At 42.7% G+C, this 25,621-nt stretch carries 22 protein-coding genes and 1 pseudogene; 21 read left to right on the forward strand and 2 right to left on the reverse strand.

Features of this window, described 5'->3' with window-relative positions; genetic code table 11:
- Positions 1-48: 48 nt before the first annotated feature.
- The 16 genes from ACZ5Q0_RS11370 to coaD all read left to right on the forward strand — a co-directional run bounded on the left by ACZ5Q0_RS11370 (position 49) and on the right by coaD (position 17,800).
- Positions 49-690, forward strand: coding sequence for a precorrin-2 dehydrogenase/sirohydrochlorin ferrochelatase family protein (locus tag ACZ5Q0_RS11370; RefSeq protein WP_446820669.1), 642 nt, complete (start codon positions 49-51; stop codon positions 688-690).
- A complete protein-coding gene (gene hemA / locus ACZ5Q0_RS11375) occupies positions 666-1,976 on the forward strand; it encodes a glutamyl-tRNA reductase (protein WP_447182551.1) in 1,311 nt (436 codons plus the stop codon). Before ACZ5Q0_RS11370 ends, hemA begins: the two co-directional genes overlap by 25 nt.
- On the forward strand, positions 1,951-2,889 hold the full coding sequence (hemC, locus tag ACZ5Q0_RS11380; protein WP_447182552.1) for a hydroxymethylbilane synthase: 939 nt from the start codon (positions 1,951-1,953) through the stop codon (positions 2,887-2,889). Before hemA ends, hemC begins: the two co-directional genes overlap by 26 nt.
- A complete protein-coding gene (gene cobA, locus ACZ5Q0_RS11385; protein WP_446820664.1) occupies positions 2,882-4,405 on the forward strand; it encodes a uroporphyrinogen-III C-methyltransferase in 1,524 nt (507 codons plus the stop codon). Before hemC ends, cobA begins: the two co-directional genes overlap by 8 nt.
- Positions 4,406-4,431: 26 nt before the next feature.
- The gene (locus tag ACZ5Q0_RS11390) at positions 4,432-5,607 is read left to right on the forward strand and encodes a radical SAM protein (RefSeq protein ID WP_446820662.1); all 1,176 of its coding nucleotides are present in this window, start codon (positions 4,432-4,434) and stop codon (positions 5,605-5,607) included.
- Between the two features lie 8 nt (positions 5,608-5,615).
- Positions 5,616-6,596 carry a porphobilinogen synthase gene (gene hemB, locus ACZ5Q0_RS11395; protein ID WP_446820661.1) on the forward strand — a complete coding sequence of 327 codons (981 nt, stop codon included), beginning with the start codon at positions 5,616-5,618 and terminating at the stop codon, positions 6,594-6,596.
- 589 nt (positions 6,597-7,185) lie between these two features.
- Complete coding sequence (gene nirJ2, locus ACZ5Q0_RS11400) at positions 7,186-8,211, forward strand: putative heme d1 biosynthesis radical SAM protein NirJ2 (protein ID WP_446820760.1); 1,026 nt, start codon at positions 7,186-7,188, stop codon at positions 8,209-8,211.
- Positions 8,183-8,668, forward strand: coding sequence for a siroheme decarboxylase subunit alpha (gene ahbA, locus ACZ5Q0_RS11405; RefSeq protein WP_447182553.1), 486 nt, complete (start codon positions 8,183-8,185; stop codon positions 8,666-8,668). The genes nirJ2 and ahbA overlap by 29 nt, the downstream gene beginning before the upstream one ends.
- Positions 8,655-9,122, forward strand: coding sequence for a siroheme decarboxylase subunit beta (gene ahbB / locus ACZ5Q0_RS11410; protein ID WP_446820659.1), 468 nt, complete (start codon positions 8,655-8,657; stop codon positions 9,120-9,122). The genes ahbA and ahbB overlap by 14 nt, the downstream gene beginning before the upstream one ends.
- Positions 9,123-9,167: 45 nt before the next feature.
- Entirely contained in the window at positions 9,168-10,457 is a 1,290-nt protein-coding gene (gene hemL, locus ACZ5Q0_RS11415; RefSeq protein WP_446820658.1) for a glutamate-1-semialdehyde 2,1-aminomutase, read from the forward strand.
- Between the two features lie 11 nt (positions 10,458-10,468).
- The gene (locus ACZ5Q0_RS11420) at positions 10,469-11,242 is read left to right on the forward strand and encodes a CheR family methyltransferase (protein WP_446820656.1); all 774 of its coding nucleotides are present in this window, start codon (positions 10,469-10,471) and stop codon (positions 11,240-11,242) included.
- Between the two features lie 248 nt (positions 11,243-11,490).
- A complete protein-coding gene (locus ACZ5Q0_RS11425; protein WP_446820654.1) occupies positions 11,491-12,243 on the forward strand; it encodes an electron transfer flavoprotein subunit beta/FixA family protein in 753 nt (250 codons plus the stop codon).
- A gap of 43 nt (positions 12,244-12,286) precedes the next feature.
- Complete coding sequence (locus ACZ5Q0_RS11430) at positions 12,287-13,240, forward strand: electron transfer flavoprotein subunit alpha/FixB family protein (protein WP_446820653.1); 954 nt, start codon at positions 12,287-12,289, stop codon at positions 13,238-13,240.
- Positions 13,241-13,335: 95 nt separating this feature from the next.
- The gene (locus tag ACZ5Q0_RS11435; protein WP_446820652.1) at positions 13,336-15,474 is read left to right on the forward strand and encodes a heterodisulfide reductase-related iron-sulfur binding cluster; all 2,139 of its coding nucleotides are present in this window, start codon (positions 13,336-13,338) and stop codon (positions 15,472-15,474) included.
- Positions 15,475-15,885: 411 nt separating this feature from the next.
- Positions 15,886-17,070: an acetyl-CoA C-acetyltransferase gene (locus ACZ5Q0_RS11440; protein ID WP_447182554.1), complete on the forward strand. Its 1,185-nt coding sequence runs from the start codon at positions 15,886-15,888 to the stop codon at positions 17,068-17,070.
- 247 nt (positions 17,071-17,317) lie between these two features.
- On the forward strand, positions 17,318-17,800 hold the full coding sequence (gene coaD, locus ACZ5Q0_RS11445; RefSeq protein WP_446820650.1) for a pantetheine-phosphate adenylyltransferase: 483 nt from the start codon (positions 17,318-17,320) through the stop codon (positions 17,798-17,800).
- A 268-nt stretch (positions 17,801-18,068) separates the two neighbouring features.
- Here the strand turns inward: coaD and ACZ5Q0_RS11450 are convergent, their stop codons facing one another.
- Entirely contained in the window at positions 18,069-18,599 is a 531-nt protein-coding gene (locus ACZ5Q0_RS11450) for a gamma carbonic anhydrase family protein (RefSeq protein WP_446820648.1), read from the reverse strand.
- 196 nt (positions 18,600-18,795) lie between these two features.
- On the opposite strand from ACZ5Q0_RS11450, the gene hslO reads away from it, so the two are divergent.
- Positions 18,796-19,680, forward strand: a complete 885-nt coding sequence (gene hslO, locus ACZ5Q0_RS11455) for an Hsp33 family molecular chaperone HslO (protein WP_446820647.1) — start codon at positions 18,796-18,798, stop codon at positions 19,678-19,680.
- Between the two features lie 24 nt (positions 19,681-19,704).
- Here the strand turns inward: hslO and rpmB are convergent, their stop codons facing one another.
- Positions 19,705-19,893, reverse strand: a complete 189-nt coding sequence (gene rpmB, locus ACZ5Q0_RS11460; RefSeq protein ID WP_446820646.1) for a 50S ribosomal protein L28 — start codon at positions 19,891-19,893, stop codon at positions 19,705-19,707.
- 123 nt (positions 19,894-20,016) lie between these two features.
- Between rpmB and ACZ5Q0_RS11465 the strand changes: the two genes are divergently transcribed.
- The 4 genes and pseudogenes from ACZ5Q0_RS11465 to ACZ5Q0_RS11480 all read left to right on the forward strand — a co-directional run.
- On the forward strand, positions 20,017-20,379 hold the full coding sequence (locus tag ACZ5Q0_RS11465; protein ID WP_446820645.1) for an Asp23/Gls24 family envelope stress response protein: 363 nt from the start codon (positions 20,017-20,019) through the stop codon (positions 20,377-20,379).
- Between the two features lie 14 nt (positions 20,380-20,393).
- Entirely contained in the window at positions 20,394-22,019 is a 1,626-nt protein-coding gene (locus tag ACZ5Q0_RS11470) for a DAK2 domain-containing protein (RefSeq protein WP_446820643.1), read from the forward strand.
- 505 nt (positions 22,020-22,524) lie between these two features.
- Positions 22,525-24,558, forward strand: coding sequence for an ATP-dependent DNA helicase RecG (gene recG / locus ACZ5Q0_RS11475; RefSeq protein ID WP_447182555.1), 2,034 nt, complete (start codon positions 22,525-22,527; stop codon positions 24,556-24,558).
- 606 nt (positions 24,559-25,164) lie between these two features.
- A pseudogene (locus tag ACZ5Q0_RS11480) lies at positions 25,165-25,362 on the forward strand (alpha/beta-type small acid-soluble spore protein); the annotation flags it as partial.
- Between the last annotated feature and the right edge of the window lie 259 nt (positions 25,363-25,621).

Genomic DNA, 25,621 nt, shown 5'->3' on the forward strand with positions numbered 1-25,621 from the left:
GTCTGTTATACAGACCTTTTTTTTTAGAAATTGGTGGTGGTAGAAAAGGTGAACCATTTGTTTCCTATATTTCTTAACTTGGGTGATCAGTTGTGCCTGGTTATTGGTGGAGGAGAGGTTGCGGAGCGTAAAATATATAATTTACTAGGTTATGGTGCACAAATAAAGGTGATCAGCCCCCAGATTAGCCCGCAGATAGGGCTATGGGCCAGGGAGAAACTAATTCATTTAGAACAACGGGAATTTTTTATTGATGACTTGAAGGATGCTTTTATTGTATTTGCGGCTACTGATGATACCAGGCTTAACCAGGAAATATCCCGGTTATGCCGCAGCCAGGGGGGGCTGGTTAATGCAGTAGATGATCCTCCTTGTTGTGATTTTTTTGTACCTTCCATCTTAAGACGCAACTCGCTGGTAGTAGCTATTTCCACGGAAGGAAAAAGTCCAGCCTATGCACAGCGTCTTCGTCGGGAACTGGAAGAAAACATAACCCGGGAGCATGGTGAGTTTGTCGATCTTCTAGGTGAGTTGCGGGAATTAATAAAAAAGAATGTAGCAGATATTAATAAACGACGGGCAATATTTGAGGCACTGGTAAATTCAGATATTCTGGAACTTATTAAGGCGGGGGAAGAAGATAGGATAAGGGAGCGGGTTGAAGAATGTATGTCCTTGTTGCAGGAATAAATCACCGGACAGCCCCGGTGGAAGTGCGGGAAAAGTTTGCCATTTGTGGGGCTGACATTGATAAAGCCTGTACGTATTTACGTAAGCAGAATGGGGTAGAAGGGGTAGTCATACTAACCACCTGTAATCGTACTGAGATATATGCTACTACCCGGGATATACAGATAGGTACTGAAGTGCTGGAATCTTTTCTTAGCATATACGCAGGTATAGAACCGGAAAAATTAAAGAACTACCTGTATCAACCTAACTGTTATGATGCGATTTATCATTTGTTTCGGGTAGCCTCTGGTCTGGATTCTATGATCCTGGGAGAAAATCAGATTATTGGACAGGTTAAAGATGCCTATCAGAAGGCAGTTGAAATAGGATCTTCCGATGGAGTACTTAATGCCTTATTTCAAAAAGCCATATTTGTTGGTAAAAGAGTAAGAACCGAAACCAATATTGATTCCCATCCTCTCTCCATAAGTTATGCAGCCGTAGAATTAGCCAAAGATATACTGGGTTGTCTGGAAGATAAGACGGTAACCGTAGTAGGGGCTGGGGAAATGAGCGAGCTTACCACCCGTTATCTGATGATGAATGGTGTCCAATCAGTTATTGTATCCAATCGTTCATATGATCGGGCGGTAGCTATGGCAGAGGCCTTTAATGGCCGTGCTATTCGCCTGGATGAGTTACCTAGGGAATTAAGTGGGACTGATATACTTATAAGTTGTACTTCTGCCAGCCATCAGATTATGAGGGAAGATAACTGTGGACAGGCTCTACGGGTTCGGCAGGGGAGAAAAATAATACTTATTGATATAGCCGTTCCCCGGGATATAGATCCAGGACTTAAAGAGATCCCGGGCGTCTTTTTATATGACATCGATGCTTTGCAGGGGGTTGTTGATACCCATTACCAGGAAAGACAGAAGGCGGCAGTATTAGCCGAGCACATTATTAGTGAGGAAATGGAGAAATTTAACGATTGGTTAGCCAGTCTTTATGTAGTTCCAATTATAGCAGAGTTAAAAACCCAGGCTGAGGCAGTAAAACAACAAGAATTGCAGAGGGCTATGAACCGGCTGGGGAAAATTTCCGAACATGAACAAAAAGTTATTTCTTCAATGGCTAATTCTATTGTTAATCAAATACTTCATTATCCGATAGTTAATTTAAAGGAACTGGCCCGTACTAATCAGGGGCACCTGTATGCAGAATTGGTAAAACAAATATTTAATCTGCATATCGACCGTAAGGAGCATGCCGGATATGAAAAAGTTAAAAGTAGGAACTAGAGGTAGTAAACTGGCTCTCTGGCAGGCAGATTATCTGGCCAGAGTTCTTAAAGAAGCCCATCCCGACCTTCAGGTTGAAATTAAAATTATTAAAACCGTTGGCGATAAAATACTTGATGTAGCCCTTTCTAAAGTAGGTGATAAAGGCCTTTTTACCAAGGAACTGGAAAAGGCCCTTTTAGCCGGGGATATTGATGTAGCAGTACACAGCATGAAAGATGTCCCGTCCCAGGTAGGCCAAGGATTACATATAGCCGCCGTATTAACCCGGGAGTTTCCTCAGGATGCCCTGATATCACATAAGGGTTACCAATTCCATAGCCTGCCTCACCGGGCAGTTATTGGAACATCCAGCTTGCGGCGGGCGGCTCAGCTCAAGAACCGGCGCCCCGATTTGTCCATTGTAGATATAAGAGGTAATGTTGAAACTCGTCTCCGTAAGATGCAGGAGCAGGACTTAGATGCAATTGTACTGGCTTATGCCGGATTAAAACGGCTTGGATTGGAAAATGCGGTCACTGAGTTACTTGATTATGATATGATGTTGCCGGCGGCTGGGCAGGGAGCTATAGCTGTAGAATCTCGTATCGGTGACGATATTACCCAATCATTACTAGAAGCTGTTGATCATGAGCCTACCCGAATAGCCACTACCGCAGAAAGAAGATTTTTGCAGGTGTTGGAAGGAGGGTGTCAGGTTCCTATCGCTTGTCTGGCCCAAGTTGAACAGGGAAAATTGGAAGTCACTGGTCTAGTGGCATCATTAAATGGGTCCCGCCTGTTGCAGGCCTATCAGGAAGGTAATCCTGGTAATGCAGCCCGGATAGGTGAAGAATTAGCTATGCAATTGATTAACCAGGGTGCCAATGTAATTTTAAAAGAAATTCGTCAGGCAGGTGGTAACCATGAATAAAAAAGGGTATGTTTACCTGGTAGGTGCAGGACCAGGGGATCCCGGTTTATTCACCTTAAAAGGGAAACAGGTGCTTGGGAAGGCTGATGTAGTTGTATATGATCATTTGGTAGGAGATAAAATACTCAGTTATATGCGGCCCCAGGCAGAGAAAATTTATGTTGGTAAAAAAGCAGGTCACCATGCTCTGGCCCAGGATCAGATTAATGAACTGCTGGTACATAAAGCTAAAGCAGGTAAAATAGTAGTTCGTTTAAAAGGAGGAGACCCGTTTTTATTTGGACGAGGTGGGGAAGAAGCACAGGAATTAAGGCAGAATGATGTAGATTTTGAGATTGTTCCGGGAGTGACTTCGGCTATTGCGGTACCAGCTTATGCAGGGATACCGGTAACCCATCGGGAGGCTACCTCCAGCCTGGCCATTATTACTGGTCATGAAAAGCCTGGCAAAGAGGAAAGCTCACTACACTGGCAGGAACTAGCTTCCGGTATAGGAACTCTAGTTTTTTTAATGGGGGTAGAAAACCTTCCTTTTATCTGCGGGCAGCTTATTAAATATGGTCGTGATCCCCACACTCCGGTGGCTTTAATACGCTGGGGTACATTACCTGCTCAGGAAGTACTGACTGGAACCTTAAACAATATAGCTAGCCGGGTAGAACAGGCTGGTTTTAGGCCTCCTGCAGTAATTGTTATAGGAGATGTGGTTAACCTGCGGGATGAACTGATGTGGGTGGAAAAGAAACCATTATGGGGAAAAAGGATAGTAATAACCCGAGCCCGGGCTCAAGCTAGTTTACTGGCTGAGCAGCTAATTGATCTGGGTGGAGAAACTATTGAGTTTCCTTCGATATTTATCAAAAAAGAAGATAATTTACAGGCTTTATATAATGCTTTTAATCATCTGGATAAATACGATTGGATTATTTTTACCAGTGTAAATGCGGTAGCTATCTTTTTTGGTGAGTTAACCAGCCAGGGAATTGATATACGTGATCTAAGGGGAGTTAAACTATGTGCTATTGGCCCGGCTACCAGCAAATGCCTGCAAGAGCGCGGGATTAAGGCGGATATTGTACCCGATGAGTACCGGGCGGAAGGGATTTTGGAAGAATTACGGTACCGGGTAGAACCAGGGCAATGGGTACTACTTCCGCGCGCCCGGGGAGCTAGAAATATACTTCCTGACCAGCTGCGCAATTTGGGAGTACACGTCAATGAGGTTTTTCTTTATGAGGCGGTGGCAGCTTTTCAGGTGAGCCATGCCACTTTAGAGCGTATTAGGCGTGGGGAAATGGACTATTTAACTTTTACCAGTTCATCTACAGTGACTAATTTTGCTAAAATCATTGGTGAAGAAAACATCAGTAGAATCGATGCTACTGTAAAGATAGCCTGTATTGGTCCGATTACAGCCGATACTGCTCGTAGGCAGGGATTTAAGGTGGATGTGATGGCTGACGAGTATACTATCGAAGGTTTGATTAAGGCTATTGTAACTGATGCTAGATCTTAACAAGACTTTTAAAGGGGAGTAGGGAAATGATTGGATGCACCAAACTACTGTGCGGAACAGCGACAGTTTCTGATGTAATAAAGCATAGTGCCGGTAATGGAGATATTCCTCCTCAGTTGCTTCAATTCTCTAATATTAACCGGCCTTTGGTGGTATGGAATACCACCAATCGTTGTAACTTGCGATGCAAACATTGCTATATTGAGGCCGAGGACAGGAAATACAGCCAGGAATTAAGTACTGAAGAAGCTCGTGGTTTTATTAAAGATCTGGCGGATATGAAAGTACCGGTATTGCTTTTTTCCGGGGGAGAACCCTTTTTGCGCCCGGATATTTTTGAACTGGGTAGACAAGCTTCCGAGCTAGGTCTGCGCCCGGTAATCTCCAGTAATGGAACCCTTATCGATACACCAGTAACTCAAAAGATTAAAGAGGCCGGATTCCAGTATGTAGGCATAAGTATTGATGGTGCACCAGCTACTCACGATGAGTTTCGCAACCATCCGGGTGCTTTTGATGCAGCCCTTCAGGGTATCAGGGCCTGTCTAGACAATGGTATTAAAACTGGTATACGCTTTACGGTAAACCGTCATAACCAGATGGATTTACCGGAGATATTTGACATTATTGAAAGGGAAGGTATTCCACGCTTTTGTATGTACCATCTGGTATATGCAGGCCGGGGAACTGATATGATAGACATGGATACTGATAAGAGGGAAAAGCGCAGCCTGATGGAATATATAAGTGAAAGAACTATTGACCTTCATCGTCGGGGTGTGGAGGTAGAAATATTAACTACTGATAATCATGCTGATGGTATATACCTGCTAAATTTAATCCGTCGCCAGGAACCTGATAGAGTAGGAGAGATAGTGCAGTTATTAGAAATGCATGGAGGCTGTTCTGCAGGTACTAAATTTGCTAATGTAGATCCCCGGGGCAATGTTCACCCCTGCCAATTCTGGCAGGATTATATAGTAGGTAATGTGCGCGAAAAGCCTTTTAGCGAGATATGGAATTCTGATGATCCATTAATGGTTATGCTAAGAGAAAAAGATAAACATGTGAAAGGGAAATGCGGTCAATGCAGTTACCGTACCCTCTGCTCGGGCTGTCGAATTCGGGCCCGGGCTGCTACTGGTGACCTGTGGGCGGAGGATCCGGCCTGTTATTTAACATTAGAGGAAATTCAAGGGTAGGTGAAAATATGGCTTTTCCAGAATATCGAATGCGGCGGTTGCGTGCTAATGAAACTATTAGAAAAATGGTTCGGGAAACAACTGTTACGGTTGACGATTTGATTTATCCGCTTTTTGTCGTTTATGGTAAAGATAAAAAAATACCTATTACTTCTATGCCTGGAATTTATCAATTTTCAGTAGATCGACTTTCTGAAGAGTTAGAAGAAGTTAACAAACTGGGAATACCAGCCGTATTACTTTTTGGTATTCCGCAGCATAAAGATTCTCTGGCTAGTTCAGCTTACTGTGATGATGGTGTGGTACAACAGGCCATCAGGTTAATCAAAGAATTGTATCCTAATATGATGGTAATTACTGATGTTTGCTTGTGTGAATATACTGATCATGGGCATTGCGGAGTAGTCGAAACAAATGGTATGGTTAATAATGATGCTTCTTTAGAATTATTAGCTAAAGAGGCTCTTTCCCATGTCCAGGCTGGGTGTGATATGGTAGCTCCATCAGATATGATGGATGGACGAATTGGATATATACGCAGCTATCTGGATGAACATGGTTTTTCTCATATACCTATAATGGCTTACTCGGCTAAATATTCATCTAGCTTTTATGGGCCTTTCCGGGATGCAGCCCAATCAGCCCCGCAATTCGGGGACCGAAAAACTTACCAAATGGATTATGGCAATATATATGAAGCCCTGCGCGAGGTAGAACTTGATATTGCGGAAGGGGCTGACCTGGTTATGGTTAAACCAGCTTTAGCTTATCTGGATGTAATTAAATCAGTTAAAGATAATTTTGCTTATCCGACAGTAGCTTATCATGTCAGTGGTGAATATGCTGCTATAAAAGCGGCAGCTGCCAATGGATGGCTGGATGAAAAAAGAGTAGTTATGGAGATTCATACCGCCATCAAGCGGGCTGGAGCTGATCTAATTATTACTTATGCGGCTAAAGATATGGCCCACTATCTTAAAGATAATTAATTGTTTATAATATATTTATATGTGGTTTTTCTTGCCCTAAGGTATACGTGTTGTTTTAATGCACAAATGTTGACCGTCTATTCTATGGGAAACCACCAGCTTCTCTTATGGCCCAGGAGGGACTAGGCAGACTAAAGTCCATATTCAATGACTTTGTGGTAAATGGTGGTGAACATCGGTTTATGCTCTGTGGGGACTGCTCCACAGAGCAATGTCCGTATTGCTTACTTCCTTCCTTGGCAAGGTGTTCTGCATATTTATTTTATACTTAATTAGATAAGTGTTAGTAACATAATTTGCTGTAGTGTTTCTTCTTGTGTTGTGCCTTTTGCTATGAAAAGAGATTAAAGTTGACCAGCAAAACCAGCCAGGATTAGGTTTAGAAAATATATGTCAAATTGGCAAACAACGCAGACCATTTAATCTTCTGCGTTACTTGTGTGCCTGAAAAAGGTTACGGACTATAGTTTATATTTTGCCGTAACAACTTATTATGGGTTTATCCATAAATCATTTTTAATAGGTGTAAATAAATCGGGGAGGTGAAGGTAGGGGAGGGTCTTATGTGATCAGCTCTTTGCCGTTTATAATGCTAGTATCCTGGAATTCCACCAACCAGTGTAATATGTTCTGCGACCATTGTTACCGAGATGCTGGTGCTCGTCTTTCTGAAGAACTTACTACCGATGAAGCAAAAAAACTTATTCGTGAATTAGTAGAAGCCGGGTTCAAGATTATGATTTTTAGCGGGGGAGAATCCTTAATGCGCCCGGATATTTATGAACTGGGTAAATATGCTACTGAGCAAGGTTTACGTGCAGTTTTAGGCACTAACGGTACTCTTATTTCACCAGAGGTAGCCCGGGATTTAAAGAAGGCCGGCTTCATGGCAGCCGGGGTAAGTTTGGACAGCCTGGTTCCTGCTAAAAATGATGCCTTCCGCAAGATGGAACGGGCTTCTGAATTAGCGGTAGAGGGCATGAAAAATCTTCACCAAGCAGGACTTCCCTTTCAGGTACATACAACTGTTATGGATTGGAATGTTGCTGAACTGGAGGATATTACTGATTTTGCCGTGGAAATAGGGGCTATGGCTCATCATGTGTTTTTCTTGGTACCTACAGGTCGGGGAGCTAATATTGAAGAGGAAGCACTGCGGGTGGCCCAGTATGAAAAAACAATTCACCGCTTAATGGATAAACAAAAACAAATTAGTATTGAAATAAAACCTACCTGTGCACCACAATTCATTCGGATAGCTGACCAAAAGGATATGAAATTGCGCTTTAGTAAAGGTTGCCTGGCGGGGATATCCTATTGTATCATTAGTCCCCGGGGTGATGTTCAACCCTGTGCTTACTTGAACATACCTCTAGGTAATGTTCGGGAACGTTCTTTTAATGATATTTGGCAAAATAGTCCTCTATTAAAGGAACTTCGCACCATGGATTACCAGGGAAAATGCGGGTTATGCCAGTACCGGCAGCGCTGTGGAGGCTGCCGGGCTCGAGCCTACTATTATAGTAAGGGTAATTACATGGCGGAAGACACTTGGTGCTTATATCGGCCGGGTGGAGGGAAGAAGGGTGAGGTCACCAGTGAAAGAACTATCTAAAATAGATCGAGATATATTGGATAGGCTGCAAAATGATTTTTTGCCCCATCCCCAGCCTTTTAAAGAAATTGCCAATCAAATTGGTATTGATGAATCTCTGGTGTTGGAAAGGGTAAATTATCTTAAAAAAAGTGGAATTATCCGGCGGATTGGAGCTATTATTGATTCCAGTAAGTTAGGGTATTATTCAACATTATGTGCCTGCCAGGTGCCTGAAGATAAAGTTGAACAGGTAGCCGATTGTATTAACCAGTTACCGGGTGTAACTCACAATTACCTGCGTGATCACCCGTGGAACATATGGTTTACACTGACTGCTCCCAGCCAAAAAGAAATCCGGCAAATTCTTAGCAGATTAGAAGAAAAGACCGGAGTAAAAATAGTGGCTATGCCCGCCAAAAAGACATATAAAATCAAGGTGGCATTGGAAATGGGGGATAACTATGACCATAGATAATATCGATCGCCGTATCTTAGCTGAAATACAGGGCGATATTCCGGTGAATCCCCGTCCTTTTAAAGTTTTAGCCGATAAGCTTGATTTAGATGAAAATGAGGTTATTACCAGGATTGCGCGTCTGGAGGAGCAAGGGATTATCCGCAGATTAGCTGCGGTTTTACGCCACCGGGATGCTGGTTATGTGGTAAATGCCATGGTGGCATGGAAAGTAGAACCTGATCGATTAGATCAGGTCGGTGAAAGCCTGGCTAAATTTTCCGCAGTTAGTCACTGCTATGATCGGGAAGTTCCTTTGGATTTTGGCTATAACTTATTTAGTATGATTCATGCCCGTAGCCAGGAAGAATTAACTGCCCTGATCCAAGAGATGAAGAAGGTTACAGGAATAAGTGACTACCAGGTAATTCCCACTATCAGGGAATTTAAAAAATTAAGTATGAAATACTTTTGAATTCTATTTTTAAGTGGATTGAATACTTATTTGGGAGGATGACTTATGTTTAATACCAGCAGATCAGAAGAACTCTTCCGTCAAGCATGTGAGTATATACCCGGTGGAGTCAATAGCCCGGTGCGAGCCTTTAAAGCAGTGGAAGGAACCCCGGTTTTTATCCAGAACGGCAAGGGGGCCAGGGTAGAAGATGTTGATGGGAACCAATATATTGATTATGTTTGCTCATGGGGACCATTAATCCTGGGACATAGTCATCCCCAAATAGTGGAGGCAATTTGCGAAGCTGCTGTTCATGGAACTAGTTATGGAGCCCCCTGTGAAGGGGAATTAGAACTAGCCCATCTCATTTGTAAAGCTATCCCTTCCATAGAAAAAGTACGTATGGTTAATTCCGGTACAGAAGCTACTATGAGTGCTATAAGATTAGCTAGGGCTTATACCGGTAGAGAAAAAATTCTTAAATTCGAAGGTTGTTATCATGGTCATGCGGATAGTTTCCTTATTAAGGCAGGGTCTGGTATGTTGACTACCGGGGTGCCTACTAGCCCGGGGGTACCGGAAGCTCTGGCCGGAAATACACTGGTAGCTGAATATAACAATCTAAGTTCAGTTGAGGAAGTGTTTGCCAGGTTTGGATCCCAGATAGCTGCTATTATCGTGGAACCGGTTGCGGGTAATATGGGATTAGTTCCTCCAGCGGAAGGGTTCTTGCCTGGACTTCGCCGCATAACCGAGCAATATGGCAGCCTGTTAATATTTGACGAAGTAATTACCGGATTTCGTACTTGTTATGGAGGATTTCAAAATATAGTTAAAGTAGAGCCTGATATTACTACACTAGGGAAAATAATTGGCGGGGGTATGCCGGTAGGTGCCTATGGAGGCAGAAGGGACATTATGAGCCGTATTTCCCCGGAAGGAGATGTGTACCAGGCAGGAACTTTGTCAGGTAATCCTCTGGCTATGGCAGCCGGGATTGCAACTTTAAGAACTTTACAGGATAATGATTGGTATGACAGGTTAGAAGTATCCACCTACCTTCTTACAGGTAAACTTAAAAATATATTTGAAGAACATGGACTATTCTTCACTATTAACCGTTTAGGTTCTATGTTTACCATCTTTTTTACAGAAAGACCGGTTGATAGTTACCAGGCGGTTTTAAGTTGCGACACAGAAAAATATGCCCGGTTTCACCGTGCCGTGTTGAAAGAAGGGGTATATTTTCCACCCGCTCAGTTTGAAATGTGTTTTGTTTCCTGTGCCCACGGTCTGGAGGAGGTTGAAGAAACGGTCGAGGCAGTTGCCCGGGCTCTTAAACATTTAGAATAGGGGGGGCCGGGGTGGATAATAGCTGGGAGTGGTTTATTAAAAGGTTTGAGACTCTAAGCAAAATAGATTTAACAGCCTATAAAAGACCGCAGATGGAACGCCGTATTAACAGTTTTATGCGTTCGGCCGGCGTACAGCAGTATAAAGATTTTATAATCTTGTTAACTAATGATGCCAACCTGTACAGAAAATTTCTGGAGCATATTACCATTAATGTATCGGAATTCTTTCGCAATGCCAATCATTGGCAGGTTTTGGAAAAACAAGTTATTCCAGAACTCATAAAAGAGCGACGGGGTATCCGGGTATGGAGTGCCGGTTGTTCTACAGGTGAGGAACCCTATTCGCTGGCCATGATGATTAAGGAAAAAAAGGTACCTGTTATAGAAAGGATTCTAGCTACAGATATCGATCAGGAAGTGCTGGACAAAGCTGTAAAAGGGGTTTATTCTTCAAAGGGTGTGCAGGGAGTACCGCCATCCTACCTAACCCGTTATTTTAAACGGAGTGGGGACTCCTATCAGATTAGTGAAGAAATTAGAACAATGGTAAACTTTCAGCGCCAGGATATGTTAAAAGACGTTTTTGGCAGAGATTTTGACCTTATTCTGTGCCGTAATGTGGTAATATATTTTACCGAAGAGACTAAAAACCGTCTTTACATGAAGTTTGCCAAGGCTTTACGAAGTAAAGGGGTTTTGTTTATCGGCAGTACCGAGCAAATATTCCAGGCAAGGGAACTGGGGCTGAAATCGATAGCAACCTTTTTCTACCAGAAAGACTAAGGGTTTTTAGACAAAAATTTTAAGGATAGATAGAAAAAAGCAGGAAATAGAATACTAATAGCGAAGGTTATACTTGATACGCATTTTTAACATCCAGACGGGCTGGATGGACCCAGGCGGTAAAATGCCGTAGGCAATAAAGATACAAGTGTTTCATGGGGGTGGTGGAAGAAGAATTGTGTCTGCGAGTGTTTGAGGGGTTGTAAGGTGGATCTTCTTAAACCAAAAAAAGTAAAGGAGGAATGAACTTGAAGGTTCTAGTATGTGTTAAGCAAACATTTGACACAGAAGCCAAAATTGAATTAAAGGATGGCCAGATTTCTGATGCTGGTATCAACCTGATTATCAATCCGTATGACGAAGTAGCCGTCGAAGGTGGGATTCAGCTAAAAGAAAAGGGAATCGCTAAAGAGGTGGTCGTAGTATCTGCCGGTACTGATAAGTCAATGGATGCCATCCGTACAGCTCTGGCAATGGGTGCTGACCGTGGTATTCTGGTAAAATTAGAGGCAGGTGCTGATGAATATCAGAGAGCAGTAGCTCTGGCCGCTGCTATTAAAGATGAAAATCCTAACATAATCCTTGCAGGCCATGTTGCGGCCGATGATGGATCTTCACAGGTTCCAACCCGTATAGCCGAGATTCTTGGTTTACCACATGTTAATGTTATAACCAATCTCGAAATCGCTGATGGTAAAGCAACCTGCACCAGTGAAGCTGATGGTGGAACTCAGGTTACCGAAGTAGCCTTGCCGGCGGTTATCTCCAGCCAGGTAAGTTGGAATGAGCCCCGTTATCCGTCCATGAAGGGTATTATGCAGGCTAAAAAGAAACCGGTTGCTAACGTTGATGGGGCTGCAACCGATGCCAAGGTAAAAATAGTGGAATACTCTTTACCGCCTGCTAAGACTGCTGGTGTTAAGATTCAGGAAGAGCCCGAGGTAGCTGGTGTGCAATTAGCTGATTGGATGAAGAATACTGTCAAGGTTGAAGTAAAATAATCCCTGTCGGATATCTGGTATTGAAGTAAAAGGAGGGTAATAGATGGCAGGAACATGGGTATTTGTAGAACAAAGAGACGGTAATATCCGTAAAGTTAGTTTTGAGATACTCTCTGAAGCTAAAAAGTTTGGTGACGAAGTATGCGCAGTACTTTTTGGTAAAGGCGTAGAGGGTATAGCTTCAGAATTTGCCAAATATGGTGCGGACAAGGTTTATGTAGCAGATGCTGATGTATTTGCTAATTATAATACGGGTGCTTATGTAGCCCAGATGGTGGCTATGATTAATGAGTATTCTCCTAATGCAGTGCTTTTCGCCCACACTTTCAATGGTAGAGACTTTGCTTCTCGTCTAGCACAAAAGCTGGATGCTGGCTTAGCAACCGACGTAATTGCTGCCGAAGTTAGTGCTGGTAAGGGTGTATTTACCAGGGCAATCTTTGCTGGTAAAGCACTGGCTAAAGTTGAAGTAACCACCAGTCCTATTCTGGCTACCGTACGTGCAGGTGTATTTGAAGTGGTTGAATCAGCAGGAGCTGGCGAAGTAGTCAAGGCTAATATTGCTGCTACTGATGGTGATGTATATCAAACCATTAAAGAATTTATTCCTACTGTGTCAGCAAGACCTGATCTTACTGAAGCTCCTGTAGTTATTGGTGGTGGCCGCGGCTGTAAAGGCCCCGAAGGAATCAAACTGGTTGAAGATCTGGCTGATATGTTGGGCGGTGCTGTAGGCGGATCCCGTGCATCCATAGATTCGGGATGGTTAGGACACGAACTACAGGTCGGACAGACTGGTAAAGTAGTTAACCCCAATCTATATATAGCCTGCGGTATTTCTGGTGCTATCCAGCATTTGGCTGGAATGTCTTCCTCCAAGTTTATAGCCGCCATTAATACTGATGAAGAGGCTCCGATATTTAGCGTATCAGACTTTGGAGTAGTTGGTGACCTGTTTAAGGTAATTCCAGTACTCACCAGCGAACTTAAAAAATAAGCAGGCCTTAAAGGGGGGGATGGAGTTGCTGGATATACGGATTAACCCGTATATCCGGCAATATCCATTGTTTGCTTAAGGAGGGAACTTGTTATATGATGTTTGGATTTCATCCCTTAGAGGGCGGTTATGACGTCCCCATGCGTATTGTAGGGGCTAACATTCCCTATGAATGGTTAATTTATATCATTATGTTCATCCCCATTGGTATTTTTTTATATGGGTTTTATAAGCGAGTCCAGGTTTGGCAACTGGCTAAAGGTGAAATCCATCGTAACGATCAGGTAGGACAAAGGATTCTCTCATGGTTGGGATACACCCTCGCTCAGGCTAGAATTATTCGTAAACCGCTGGCAGGCTGGATGCACTTTTTCCTGTTCTGGGGATTTGTAGTGCTATTCATAGCAGCGGGTGTGGATGCTTCTCACTACTGGCTGGGATTCCCTCATATTGAAGGCGCGTCCTATATCGGTTTTTCCTGGTTGGTTGATGTTTTTGGCCTATTAGCAACGATTGGAATCATTGTTCTGGCCATTGTTCGTTATTTACAAAAGCCGGATAGATTAAATGATACTAAAGCATCCGACGGATGGATTATCCTTCTGGTATTCGTTATTTTGGTTACTGGTTTTGTTATTGAAGGTCTGCGTATTGCAGCTCAAATTACTATGTCAACTACTATGGCCCAGATTGCATATGAACAAAAGGCATCTCCTATTGGATGGTTATTTGCCGGTATGTTTAATAATATGCAACTGGACGCAGTGCTTATGTGGCATCGTGTTTTATGGTGGTTCCACATGGCTATTGCCTTCCTGTTCATCGCTCTGATTCCATTTACGAAACTATGGCATATATTCTCTGGTATGCTTAATTATGCGTTTCGTGATCTGGAACCTTCCGCATGCCGTATGGTCTATAACATTGAAGAAGCTGAAACCTTTGGTGTTGAGAACATTGAAGAATTCGGGTGGAAAGATCTTTTGGACCTGGATGCCTGTATTCGTTGCGGGCGCTGCCAGGAGAACTGCCCGGCATTTAATACCGGTAAACACCTGAATCCCAAGGTAACTTTGATTCAGGCTATGAAGGAGCATTTGGATGCTAAGGCACCATACCTGTTAGCAGCTAAAGAAGAAGCTGCCGAAGCTGAAGCAGTAGCTATGACCGCCGAGGCTGAGGCTGAGGTTGCGGAAGTTAATCCCATGGAGCAGAGCTTACTCTATGATGTTGTTACTACGGATGTTATTTGGGATTGTACCAACTGTCGTGCTTGTATGGAGCATTGCCCGATGTTTATTGAACACATTCCTAAGATTGTGGATATGCGCCGTAATCTGGTTATGTGGCAGGGTGATATGTCCAGTGAAGCCCAGATGGCTTTCACCAATATGGAACGTAACTACAATCCATGGGGGGTTGGATTTGCTAACCGGGCCGAATGGTTGAAAGAAAGAGATGTTAGGGATTTAGTAAATCTCGTGCCTGAAGATGGTAAAGACTTTGAGTACCTCCTCTATGCTGGATGTGCGGTATCTTTTGACGATAGGTACAAGAGAGTAGGGGAAGCTCTGGTTCGTCTGCTGGATAAGGCAGGGGTTAGTTTCGGTTATCTGGGTGTAGAGGAATACTGCTGTGGTGATTCAGCCAGACGTCTGGGGAATGAGTACTTATATCAGACCCTAGCCCAGTCCAATATCGATTCCTTTAATAATTATGGCGTGAAAAAGATCATCGTGGTGTGCCCTCACGGTTACAATACTCTTAAGAATGAATATCCGCAAATGGGTGGCAACTATGAGGTTTATCACTATACCGAGATACTGGCGAAGCTGGTAGCAGAAGGTAAACTAAAGGCATCTCACGCATTGAATGCCAAAGTTACCTATCACGATTCTTGCTTCCTGGGCAGGCATAATAATGTATATGATGAGCCTAGAGGAGTAATCAAAGCTGCTGGTGGAAATATTGTCGAAATAGAAAAATCCAAGAGTTTCGGTTTCTGCTGTGGTGCTGGTGGTGGACGGATGTGGTTAGAGGAAGATGCGGTAGAAGGTTACAAGCGTATTAATGATACTAGAACTGACCAGTTGCTGGTACCTGAACCAGAATTGATTGTAACTAACTGTCCGTTCTGTTTAACCATGATTGATGACGGGGTAAAAGCCGCCAGCAAGGAAGAGCAGACTAAAGTGCTGGATGTAGCCGAAGTTCTGTGGAGATCTATGCAATAACTACCTTTTGACCAAAGAAATAAGCAGTAAAAGAGGACTTTTTAGAGGTCCTCTTTTTTTGCGGAAAAAATACTTTATCACCATGCCAAATAACTTATGCCAGTATTTAAGATGGTGTTGAAACAGTTTCCTATTGCGAAATATATTTCGGGTCCATATTTGTCTATATGATCAGTTTTGGTTAGTTAATATTTACTTTTCGAATAGGTATTTTGGTAATTAATAAGTCTGCCTGGTAACAGAAAGTGGACTATTGCAGGTGGCTCAGAATAGGGATACAATAAAAAAGGCCTTTTATTTTGTAATGTTAACTACCTCATTTTTGCCCCATTAGTTACCATTGTAGAATAAAAGTTTTTCGTATATATAAATAGATATATAAAGATATAACAATAAAGGGAGGAACTGTAAATGACTAGGGAGGTAGTATTAGTAGGCGCGTGCAGAACACCTGTAGGTACCTTCAATGGTCAGCTTAAGGATACCAAGGCTATAGATTTAGGCAGTCTGGTCATGACAGAAGCCTTAAACCGTGCCGGATTAAGTGGCGGGCAGTTGGATGAGGTTATTTTTGGTTGTGTTCTACAAGCATCTCAAGGGCAAAATGTTGCCCGTCAGTCGGCTATTAAAGCAGGAATACCAGAAACAGTTACTGCTTTCACTATTAACAAAGTGTGTGGATCTGGATTAAGAGCAGTTAGCCTGGCAGCGCAGATAATTAAGGCCGGTGATGCTGATATTATTATGGCTGGTGGTATGGAAAATATGTCAGCAGCTCCCTATGCTTTGGAGAAAGCACGTTCTGGATATAGAATGAATAATGGGAATATTGTTGATGTGATGATTAAGGACGGGCTTTGGGAGGCCTTTAACGATTACCACATGGGGATTACCGCGGAAAATGTTGCTGAAAAATGGGGTATCACCCGGGAGGAACAGGATCAATTTGGGTTTGTTAGCCAGCAACGGGCTGCGGAAGCTATCAAGAATGGAAGATTTAAAGATGAAATAGTTCCGGTAGTTATTCCTGGCAAAAAGGGTGATATAGTATTTGATACCGATGAACATCCGCGGACTACTACCCGGGAAAAGATGGCGGGGTTAAGACCTGCATTTAAAAAGGATGGTACTGTAACAGCTGGTAATGCTTCCGGTATTAATGATGGGGCAGCAGCAGTTATAGTTATGAGCAAAGAAAAAGCTGATGAATTGGGTATTAAACCTATGGCTACCATAGTTAGCTATGCTTCTGGTGGAGTAGATCCGTCCATTATGGGATTAGGGCCTATTCCAGCTACCCGTAAGGCCCTTGAAAAGGCAGGAATGACCGTTGATGACATTGATTTAATTGAAGCTAATGAGGCATTTGCAGCCCAGTCCCTGGCAGTTGCTAAAGATCTCGGTTGGGCTGATAAGATGGAAAAAGTTAATGTCAATGGTGGAGCTATCGCTATCGGACATCCGATCGGAGCTTCTGGTGGTCGTATCCTGATTACTCTTCTTTATGAAATGCAGAAGAGAGACAGCAAGACTGGTCTGGCTACATTGTGTATAGGTGGGGGACAAGGTACTACCTTAATAGTTCGTCGTGACTAAAAGATATTGATGTTTTTTGCTTTCTAAAGTTCCCTGGTAGCTTACCGGGTCAGGATTTTGTCTTTGATCTCCATGCTATTTAGTTTAGGTTGAAAAAAGGCGATTATATCTGGTAAACACAGGATTTAAATCCTGTGTTTACTTTTTTAAGAAAGCACCGTATTTAGCAGGGAAAAGCTATTGAAAGTCGAAGTAGAATACAGCCCACCAGTTGTGGTAATTATATAGAACAAAAGGGGGACAAAAAGTGCGACTCGCGGTTTACCCGGGAAGTTTTGATCCTATAACAAACGGGCATATTGATATTTTAGAAAAGACCAGCAAAATATTTGACCGTATTATCATTGCGGTTATACATAATGTAACTAAGCAGGCTTTGTTTTCTCTTGATGAACGGGTGGAACTGATACGGGAAAGCACAGGTCATTTAGATAATGTGGAAGTGGATTGCTTTAGTGGTTTGTTAGCAGATTATGTTCGTACTAAAAGCGCTTGTGCCATAATCAGGGGACTCCGGACGGTGAGTGATTTCGAATATGAGATGCATATGGCTATGATGAATAAACGCTTGGTTCCTGAAGTGGATACCTTGTTTGCCATGTCGGATAGTAACTATATTTTTGTAAGTTCCAGTGCAGTTAAAGAGGCAGCTTTACTGGGAGGGGATGTAAGTAGTCTGGTTCCTCCGGTAGTGGTGCGGGGCCTGAAAGAAAAATTATGCGGTCGCTAAATTTTCCTGGGGCTAAGGTATCGCACCTGGTAAAGTGTAAAAAAAGTGATTCGATCTATCATTGGTCCTGTAAAAAGGTCATCTTTCATCTCCCTTTTTATGGGGAGATGAAAGATGGGAAATTAACCAAAAATGTTTTTCCCTACGGGTAATAATGGTCCGCACTACATCTTTTTTTATTGTGATGGTATGATAAGGAAGCCATAAAATATTTTGCAGGGAAGGCAATGGCCGGGCTGTAAAGGTCATTAATGCCTGGGAAAGTAGTTTACTCGCTGATCAATTTGAAGCCTGATTTGTAACGGCTGGCTAGTTGCTGATAAAGATGAGTAGCTATTCGGTTATCGTTAATCATTTTTTCGTCGATATCTTTTACCAGGCGGGCCGGATTGCCCATAGCTATTTGCCGGGGGGGAACACTTTTACCCGGGGGAAGTACACTGCCAGCTGCTAGTAGGCTTTGTTCGCTAATTTCACATCCGGGTGAGACTAGGGCACCCATTCCTATGGTTGCCTGGTTTTTTATTAGACAGGGACCATGAACTATAGCACTGTGGCCGACCAGTACGTTGTCTTCTAAAATAGCAATACTTTCCGGCTCAGCGTGAAGGACGGCATTTTCCTGGATATTACTTCCATACCCTATTATTATCTTTCCGTTGTCTCCTCGTATTACAGCTCCTGCTCCTACATAGCAGTGGGCGCCGATTTCTACTTCGCCAATTATCACTGCTTGTGGATGAATAAAAGTGGAATCTGCTATTAGTGGACGTTTACCCTCGAATTCATAAAGTGCCAAAGCAATTTCCCCCTCTTGTATTTCTTATAAAGAAATTATACGTCATCTAGATAAAACCCTTTATCAGTTGTTAAGGAAAGTCTAGTTCAAAAGTTTATTACAGGATCTATCTGTTAAATTAGGATGTAATTTTTGAAAAATGCCGGTTTACGGGTATAATTACTAAAAGAAGCTTACAGGGAAGGTAAATACCATTATGAATAGGAATTATTTGATAAAAGCTATGGATAAAGATAGTCAGGTAAGGGTTACTATAGCGTCAACTACGGGAGTAGTTGAGGAAGCTCACCGTCGTCACCAAACCTCTGCTACTGCCTCTGCCGCTTTGGGAAGGGTTTTGACCGCAGCCATCATGATGGGAAGTGATCTTAAAGGTAAGCAGGATATTCTGACTCTAAGAGTGGATGGAGGAGGTCCGGCAGGAACTATTATTGCGGCAACTGATAGCCAGGGTAACGCCAGAGGGCTTATTACTAATCCCCAGGCTGATGTACCTTCCCGTTATCCAGGCAAACTGGCTGTAGGTGAACTGGTAGGTAATAATGGCTATCTGGAAGTTATAAAAGATCTTGGTTTAAAGCAGCCTTTTGTGGGGAGAGTTAATTTAATAAGCGGGGAAATAGCCGAAGATATGGCTGTCTATTTTCAACAGTCGGAACAAATTCCCTCGCTGGTATCATTGGGAGTTTTAGTTGCTCCGGATTTGCATATTCAAGTGGCTGGAGGGCTTATTGTTCAGGCTATGCCCGGGGCTAATGACAAGATCTTACAAGTAATTGAGGATAATGTATTCAAAATGGGGCCTATTAGCGATGTGATGAATCACAGTGGATCTTTAGAAGAAGTTCTGGAACAGGTGATGAAGGGAATAGAGTACCATCAGGTAGGTAAAAGGCAACTTGCTTTCCGCTGCAATTGTAACCATGATAAACTAGGGAGAATAATGGCCGGCCTTGATTGGGAAGAGTTAGAAGACATCTATAATCAGATGGGCAAATTGGAGGTTTGTTGTAACTTCTGCAATGAAGTTTATAATTACAGCCTTTCGGAAATAGAGGCCTATAAAAGCGAAAAGCCTTAGATTTATTATCTAAGGCTACCACTGTTAGATGGCTCTTTCAACTTTTCCGGATCTAAGGCAGCGGGTACAAACATAAGCCCGTTTAGGGGTTCCGTTTACCACGATTTTAACGCGCTGTACGTTTGCTTTCCATTGCCGGTTAGTGCGGATGTGGGAGTGGCTATATTCTTTACCGAAAGCAACACCTTTTCCGCAGATTTCACATTTAGCCACCGTCTTGGCCCCCTCTCTATTGCAATGCACTTAAATATTTTATCAAATGAGGCTACAAAGGGCAAGCAGGAGGAATAAATATCATCATGTAGAATAATGATTGGGAAGGACAGGAGGACTATTATGTTTGACATTAAACAAACTGAATTAGGAAGTATTTCCGTAGATAAAGAAGTAGTGGAAACCATTGCGGGATTAGCAGCACTGGATTGTTATGGCTTGGTAGGCATGGTGGCCCAGGATTGGCAATCAGGTTTGTCAAGTATTCTGGGGATTGAGTCGGTACGTAAAGGAGTCTCAGTTTATTCCACCGATCAGGGGTTAGTAGTGGATGTCCATGTTATTGTCGGATATGGCCTGAAAATTCGTGAAGTGGCCAACAATGTCATACAGAAAGTAACCTATGTACTGGAGCATAATGCTGGATTGCCGGTGTCCACGGTCAATGTTAACGTTCAAGGAGTAAAAGTCATAGGAGATAAGTAGGGAGGATATCGGATTTGAGTTTGAATTACATAACCGGAAGAGACCTGGTACGGGGCATTAAGGCAGGTTGCATTAATCTGGAACATAACCGGGACAGTGTTGACCTGCTCAATGTTTTTCCTGTGCCAGATGGAGATACAGGAACGAATATGTTCCTAACCCTTATGTCTGCGGTGAAAGAAGCTGAAAAAAATCAAAATCAAAGCCTGGGTAAGGTAGCTAGAGCTATTTCTATGGGGTCATTAATGGGTGCCCGGGGGAACTCAGGCGTTATTTTGTCCCAGATTTTTCGGGGTATGGCGAGGATTTTAGAAGGAAAAGATCAAGCTGGGGCTATTGATTTAGCTATGGCTCTGAAAGCGGGATCCGATACCGCTTATGAAGCTGTGATGAAGCCCGTGGAAGGAACTATTTTAACAGTTATACGAGAGGTAGCACGGGCCTGTGAAGTAGAGGCCCGTAAAAATGATGATATAGTTGTGGTTCTTCTGTCGGGAGTAAAGGTAGGTTACCAGACTCTGGAGAAAACCCCTTCCATGTTACCGACTTTAAAGGAAGCAGGGGTAGTTGATGCCGGGGGACAGGGTCTGTTATTTTTATTAGAAGGTTTTCTCCGGGGTCTAGCTGAGGAGAATGCTATTGAACTTGAGCTTTACCGGGAGCGGATGCCTCTCCAGACCTGGGAAAAAGTTGAGGCCCAGGACCGTCTTAAGCTGGATTTTCAGTATTGCACCGAGGTGCTGGTTAAAGGTATGGACCTCGATGTGGAGGATATGAGAGATCATTTAGGACCGCTGGGAGATTCTATGCTGGTAGTAGGGGACGATGAAATGGTTAAAGTACATATTCATTCAAATCATCCCGGCAAGGTATTGGAAACCTGTTTACAGTGGGGACAATTAAGCGATATAAAGATTAATAATATGCTGGAGGAAGCTCATGAGCATCTTAATAACTGGGAAGCAGAAAAAGTAGAAACATCTAAAAAAATCGGAATTATAGCAGTAGCATCTGGAGAAGGAGTAGCCGAAATATTACATAGCTTAGGAGTTGACATAGTAGTAGAAGGTGGGCAGACTATGAATCCCAGTACGGAAGATTTACTAAATGCCTGTAATAGTGTGCCAGCGGAAGCTATTATTATCTTTCCCAATAATGGTAACATAATTATGACGGCTCAACAGGTAATCCAGCTTTGTGATAAGCAGGTGATAGTGGTTCCCACTCGGTCGGTAATGCAATCTGTTACTGCGCTTATTGCTTATGATCCAGAGGGAGATATTGAGCAAATAAGTGCGGAAATGACCGGACAAATAGAGGATGTACAATATGCTGAAGTTACCTATGCGGTACGTGATTCTGCCTTTAATGGTTTGGAGATAAAAACAGGCGACATTATTGGTATCCTAAACGGAAAGATCAGTGTAGCAGGAAACGATGTGGATAAAGTGCTACTAGATCTCCTGGAAATGATGGAGGCCGAGGAACATGAATTAATTACGGTTTTCTATGGTGCAGATGTACATAAGGAACAGGCTCACCAGTTGCAAGAAAAAGTGTTGGCGGCTTATGGCGACTGTGAGGTGGAGGTTCACTACGGCGGCCAGCCTCATTACAGTTACCTTTTATCAATCGAATAACTGGCTTAAAAACGGGAGCGGAGGGGGTCCGCTCCCGTTTTTAAAAGTTGATTCTAATGTGAAAAGGTTGAATAAATATATTGGCTCCCATTTCCGTATAGGAACACCAGCTGCTTGTCTTACTGCTCCAAGGGGAACCAACAGGTTCACATCTGTGTTCAACTACTTTATCAAGTGGCAGAAAACGAACATTAGTGGTGCCCTGGGGCATTACTCTATTGCCATTGCTCTTGCGCAGTTTCTACCAGCTTAACTGATGTTGTTCTCTATATTAATGCACTTAAACCAGGCCGATTCAGGGTTTTGGCAGTGGAATCGAGAGGTTAATTTAACTGTGAAAAGTTCCGGATGATCATAATTTAAAGATGATGACCATTAGGGCAATCGGCAAACTGTGGTTATTTGATCTGTATTCATACAAGGTATAGCTGGAGGACTATAAGAGCTGTCTTTTATCCGGGAAGACCATTAGGGCTGCTTTTAGGGAATAGTTTAGGAGGATGGAATGGATAGGATTTTACAAGATATCAGGTTTATAAAAGGAGTAGGTCCTCGTCGCAGTCATATGCTGGCCCGGTTAGGGGTAAGTACCATTCTGGATTTGCTATGGTATGTACCCCGCAGCTATTTTAATCGCAATCAGGTATCAAGTATTGATAATCTCCAGGAGGGTCAAATTGTTAGTATCCGGGGGCGGGTCAGGAATACTAGCAGTAGTCGCAGCCGCAGAGGTATGGCCATATTCAAGGCAATTATTGAAGATGGGACTGGGATAATTAATGCGGTATGGTTTAACCAGCCTTTTTTAACCAGAACGATAAAGCCTGGTAATCAAATATTTTTAAAGGGTAAAGTTACTGTTTCCCTGCAGACTTTAAATATTAATGTTAGCGAGTATGAAGTGCTGGAGAAGGGGGAAAAGGCAGACCGGGTGGTTCCTATATATGGATTAACAGAAGGATTAAGTCAACGTACTTTGAGAAGTTTAGTAGAATATACCCTGGTAGAGTACCTGGATGATTACCCGGAAATCCTCGGTCTTAGTTTACGTAAAGAATTTAATCTGGTCGACATAGGAGAGGCTTTCAGGAATATTCATTTTCCCATGGACCGGAAGTCTTACTATGAGGCGCGGCGCAGGTTAGCTTTGGAAGAGTTATTATTGTTTCAACTGAGTATGAAAAAAGATCAGCAAGAGCTGAATCCCAGGCATGGCTTTGTCAAACATCAGCCTAACTCTCTTTTAGCCCATAAAATAAGAAGTAATCTGCCTTATCAGCTAACTCCGGCACAGATCCGGGTAGTAGGCGAAATTTTTGCGGATATGGAAGCCCCCCTAATGATGAACCGGCTGGTCCAGGGTGATGTAGGATCAGGTAAAACCATAGTGGCTGCTTTGGCTATGGCTAAGGCGGTAGATGGAGGATTTCAGGCGGCTTTAATGGCACCTACGGAGATATTAGCACAGCAGCATTTTCGTGCCCTGCAAAATATTTTCCGGGATGTTCCTATGATAATAGCCTGTTTAACCGGATCTACTCCGGCAGCTGAAAAGAAGATGATACTATCAGCACTGGCTAGTGGTGAGATAAATATTTTGGTGGGAACCCAGGCATTAATTCAGGAAGGGGTTTATTTTAAAAATCTTGGACTAGCAGTAATTGATGAGCAGCACCGCTTTGGAGTACGTCAGCGGGCCAGGTTGGAGGAAAAAGGAAGTTATCCTGATGTGCTGGTTATGACAGCTACCCCGATACCACGTACTCTGGCACTGACTGTCTACGGTGATCTGGAGGTAAGTATTATTGATGAACTTCCTCCCGGACGAAAAGAGATTAAGACAGCTTATGTGCCGGTTAATTCCCGTTCTAAAGCATATCAATTTGTTCGTAAAGAGATCGAAAAAGGGCGACAGGTATATGTAGTATGTCCACTGGTAGAGGAATCGGAAAACCAGGATCTTCAGGCCGCTCTTAGTCTTTATGAAGACCTTAAAAATAATGTTTTTCCTGATATCAGAGTAGGAATATTACATGGTAGGATGAAATCAGCAGAAAAATCCTTAGTTATGGATCAATTTCAAAAAGGATATATTAAAATACTAGTTTCGACCACCGTAATTGAGGTAGGGGTTGATGTACCTAATGCTTCGGTAATGATAGTAGAGCAGGCAGAACGCTTTGGTATCTCGCAATTGCACCAGTTAAGAGGCCGGGTAGGACGAGGAGAATACCAGTCCTATTGTATTCTAGTTGCTAAACTGGTGACAGCCGAAGCACGTAAGCGTATAAAAGTTTTGGTGGAAACTACGGATGGATTTCGCCTGGCCCAGGAGGATTTGCTTATACGCGGACCGGGGGATTTTTGGGGTGTAAAGCAGCATGGGCTGGATCAGTTGAAAGTTGCTGATTTAAGCCGGGATATAGAGAGTATTGAGCTCAGTAAAGAATGTGCCAGGTATATAGATCCTTGCGATACTGAGGTATTACTTTATATCCGAGCGCATTTTAATAAAATGGAGCAGATTACTATGAATTGATAAATTATTCTAGGTTTAATATAAATGGATTTTGTTACCTTAGGGGAACAAGATACTGTTAATGATAAAGCAGTGGGGGAGTATGGGTATTAACGGTATTTGTATATTAATTTGGGATAATATAATTTTTACGGAGGCGTCAGGCTGCATGAAAAACCCAAAACTTGTATTGAAATCCATCGCTTAGCATAATATACGCAGTAAAACGGGAACAAGAAGATGATAGCGCCTATTACATATATTCCGGCACTTTTTACTCAGCCTAACCGGGGCTTGTCTAGTAACAGGTTTTTGGAGCATATAAAACAGTAAAATTTATTTAAAAAACTTTTTAAAAATAATATTTATTACTTATAAGTGAAAAGATAAAACTGCCCTAAAGCGGCAGTTTATTTTTTTGGGAGGTGAACGGAAAGATGGAGAATGAGAAAAAGAGAAAAGAAACCATTGAGCGCCTAAAATTTGAAGTTTCTCAAGAATGCGGAATCATTAGGTCTCCCAATCAATCCAAGAAAAATATTAAAAAGTCTTGAAAATACTTCTAGGCATATAACTATTAAGGCCGGACACACTATGACTACCAAAGAAAAAGGAGGTGAAAAATAAATGCCTGGTGGAGGAAATAGAGGAAATAATCGAATTTTAGTTCCCCAAGCAAGAGCAGCGATGGATCAGTTTAAGTTTGAGGCTGCCCAGGAAGTTGGTGTAAATCTCAAACAGGGGTATAATGGTGATCTGACTGCCCGTCAGGCCGGAAGTATAGGTGGCCAGATGGTTAAAAAAATGATCTATTCTTATCAGCAGCAGGCTGCTGGCGGTAATGCACCTGGCTTTAACGAACTGCAGAGTTTACAGGATATTAAAAATCAGAATGCTCAGAGTCAGGGCGGAATGGGAATGCAGTAAGGCTTCAAGTTATAACTAACCATACTAACATTAAACAAGCGGATGTAAGTTTATCCGCTTGTTTTCATGTGCGCCCACATGGAAACTGTGTGGCATTAATAACCATAGCTTTAGGCAAAAGTGCCACCGTAAAATGGAATAGGGAAGCCCTTTTTAA

The organism is Syntrophomonas erecta subsp. sporosyntropha (assembly GCF_055395365.1).

Bases quoted from the DNA above. Each gene is read 5' to 3' on its own strand.
- hemA (WP_447182551.1), top strand. From the start codon at position 666: ATGTATGTCCTTGTTGCAGGAATAAATCACCGGACAGCCCCGGTGGAA.
- hemC (WP_447182552.1), top strand. From the start codon at position 1,951: ATGAAAAAGTTAAAAGTAGGAACTAGAGGTAGTAAACTGGCTCTCTGG.
- cobA (WP_446820664.1), top strand. From the start codon at position 2,882: ATGAATAAAAAAGGGTATGTTTACCTGGTAGGTGCAGGACCAGGGGAT.
- ACZ5Q0_RS11390 (WP_446820662.1), top strand. From the start codon at position 4,432: ATGATTGGATGCACCAAACTACTGTGCGGAACAGCGACAGTTTCTGAT.
- hemB (WP_446820661.1), top strand. From the start codon at position 5,616: ATGGCTTTTCCAGAATATCGAATGCGGCGGTTGCGTGCTAATGAAACT.
- nirJ2 (WP_446820760.1), top strand. From the start codon at position 7,186: ATGCTAGTATCCTGGAATTCCACCAACCAGTGTAATATGTTCTGCGAC.
- ahbB (WP_446820659.1), top strand. From the start codon at position 8,655: ATGACCATAGATAATATCGATCGCCGTATCTTAGCTGAAATACAGGGC.
- hemL (WP_446820658.1), top strand. From the start codon at position 9,168: ATGTTTAATACCAGCAGATCAGAAGAACTCTTCCGTCAAGCATGTGAG.
- ACZ5Q0_RS11430 (WP_446820653.1), top strand. From the start codon at position 12,287: ATGGCAGGAACATGGGTATTTGTAGAACAAAGAGACGGTAATATCCGT.
- ACZ5Q0_RS11435 (WP_446820652.1), top strand. From the start codon at position 13,336: ATGATGTTTGGATTTCATCCCTTAGAGGGCGGTTATGACGTCCCCATG.
- ACZ5Q0_RS11440 (WP_447182554.1), top strand. From the start codon at position 15,886: ATGACTAGGGAGGTAGTATTAGTAGGCGCGTGCAGAACACCTGTAGGT.
- hslO (WP_446820647.1), top strand. From the start codon at position 18,796: ATGAATAGGAATTATTTGATAAAAGCTATGGATAAAGATAGTCAGGTA.
- ACZ5Q0_RS11465 (WP_446820645.1), top strand. From the start codon at position 20,017: ATGTTTGACATTAAACAAACTGAATTAGGAAGTATTTCCGTAGATAAA.
- recG (WP_447182555.1), top strand. From the start codon at position 22,525: ATGGATAGGATTTTACAAGATATCAGGTTTATAAAAGGAGTAGGTCCT.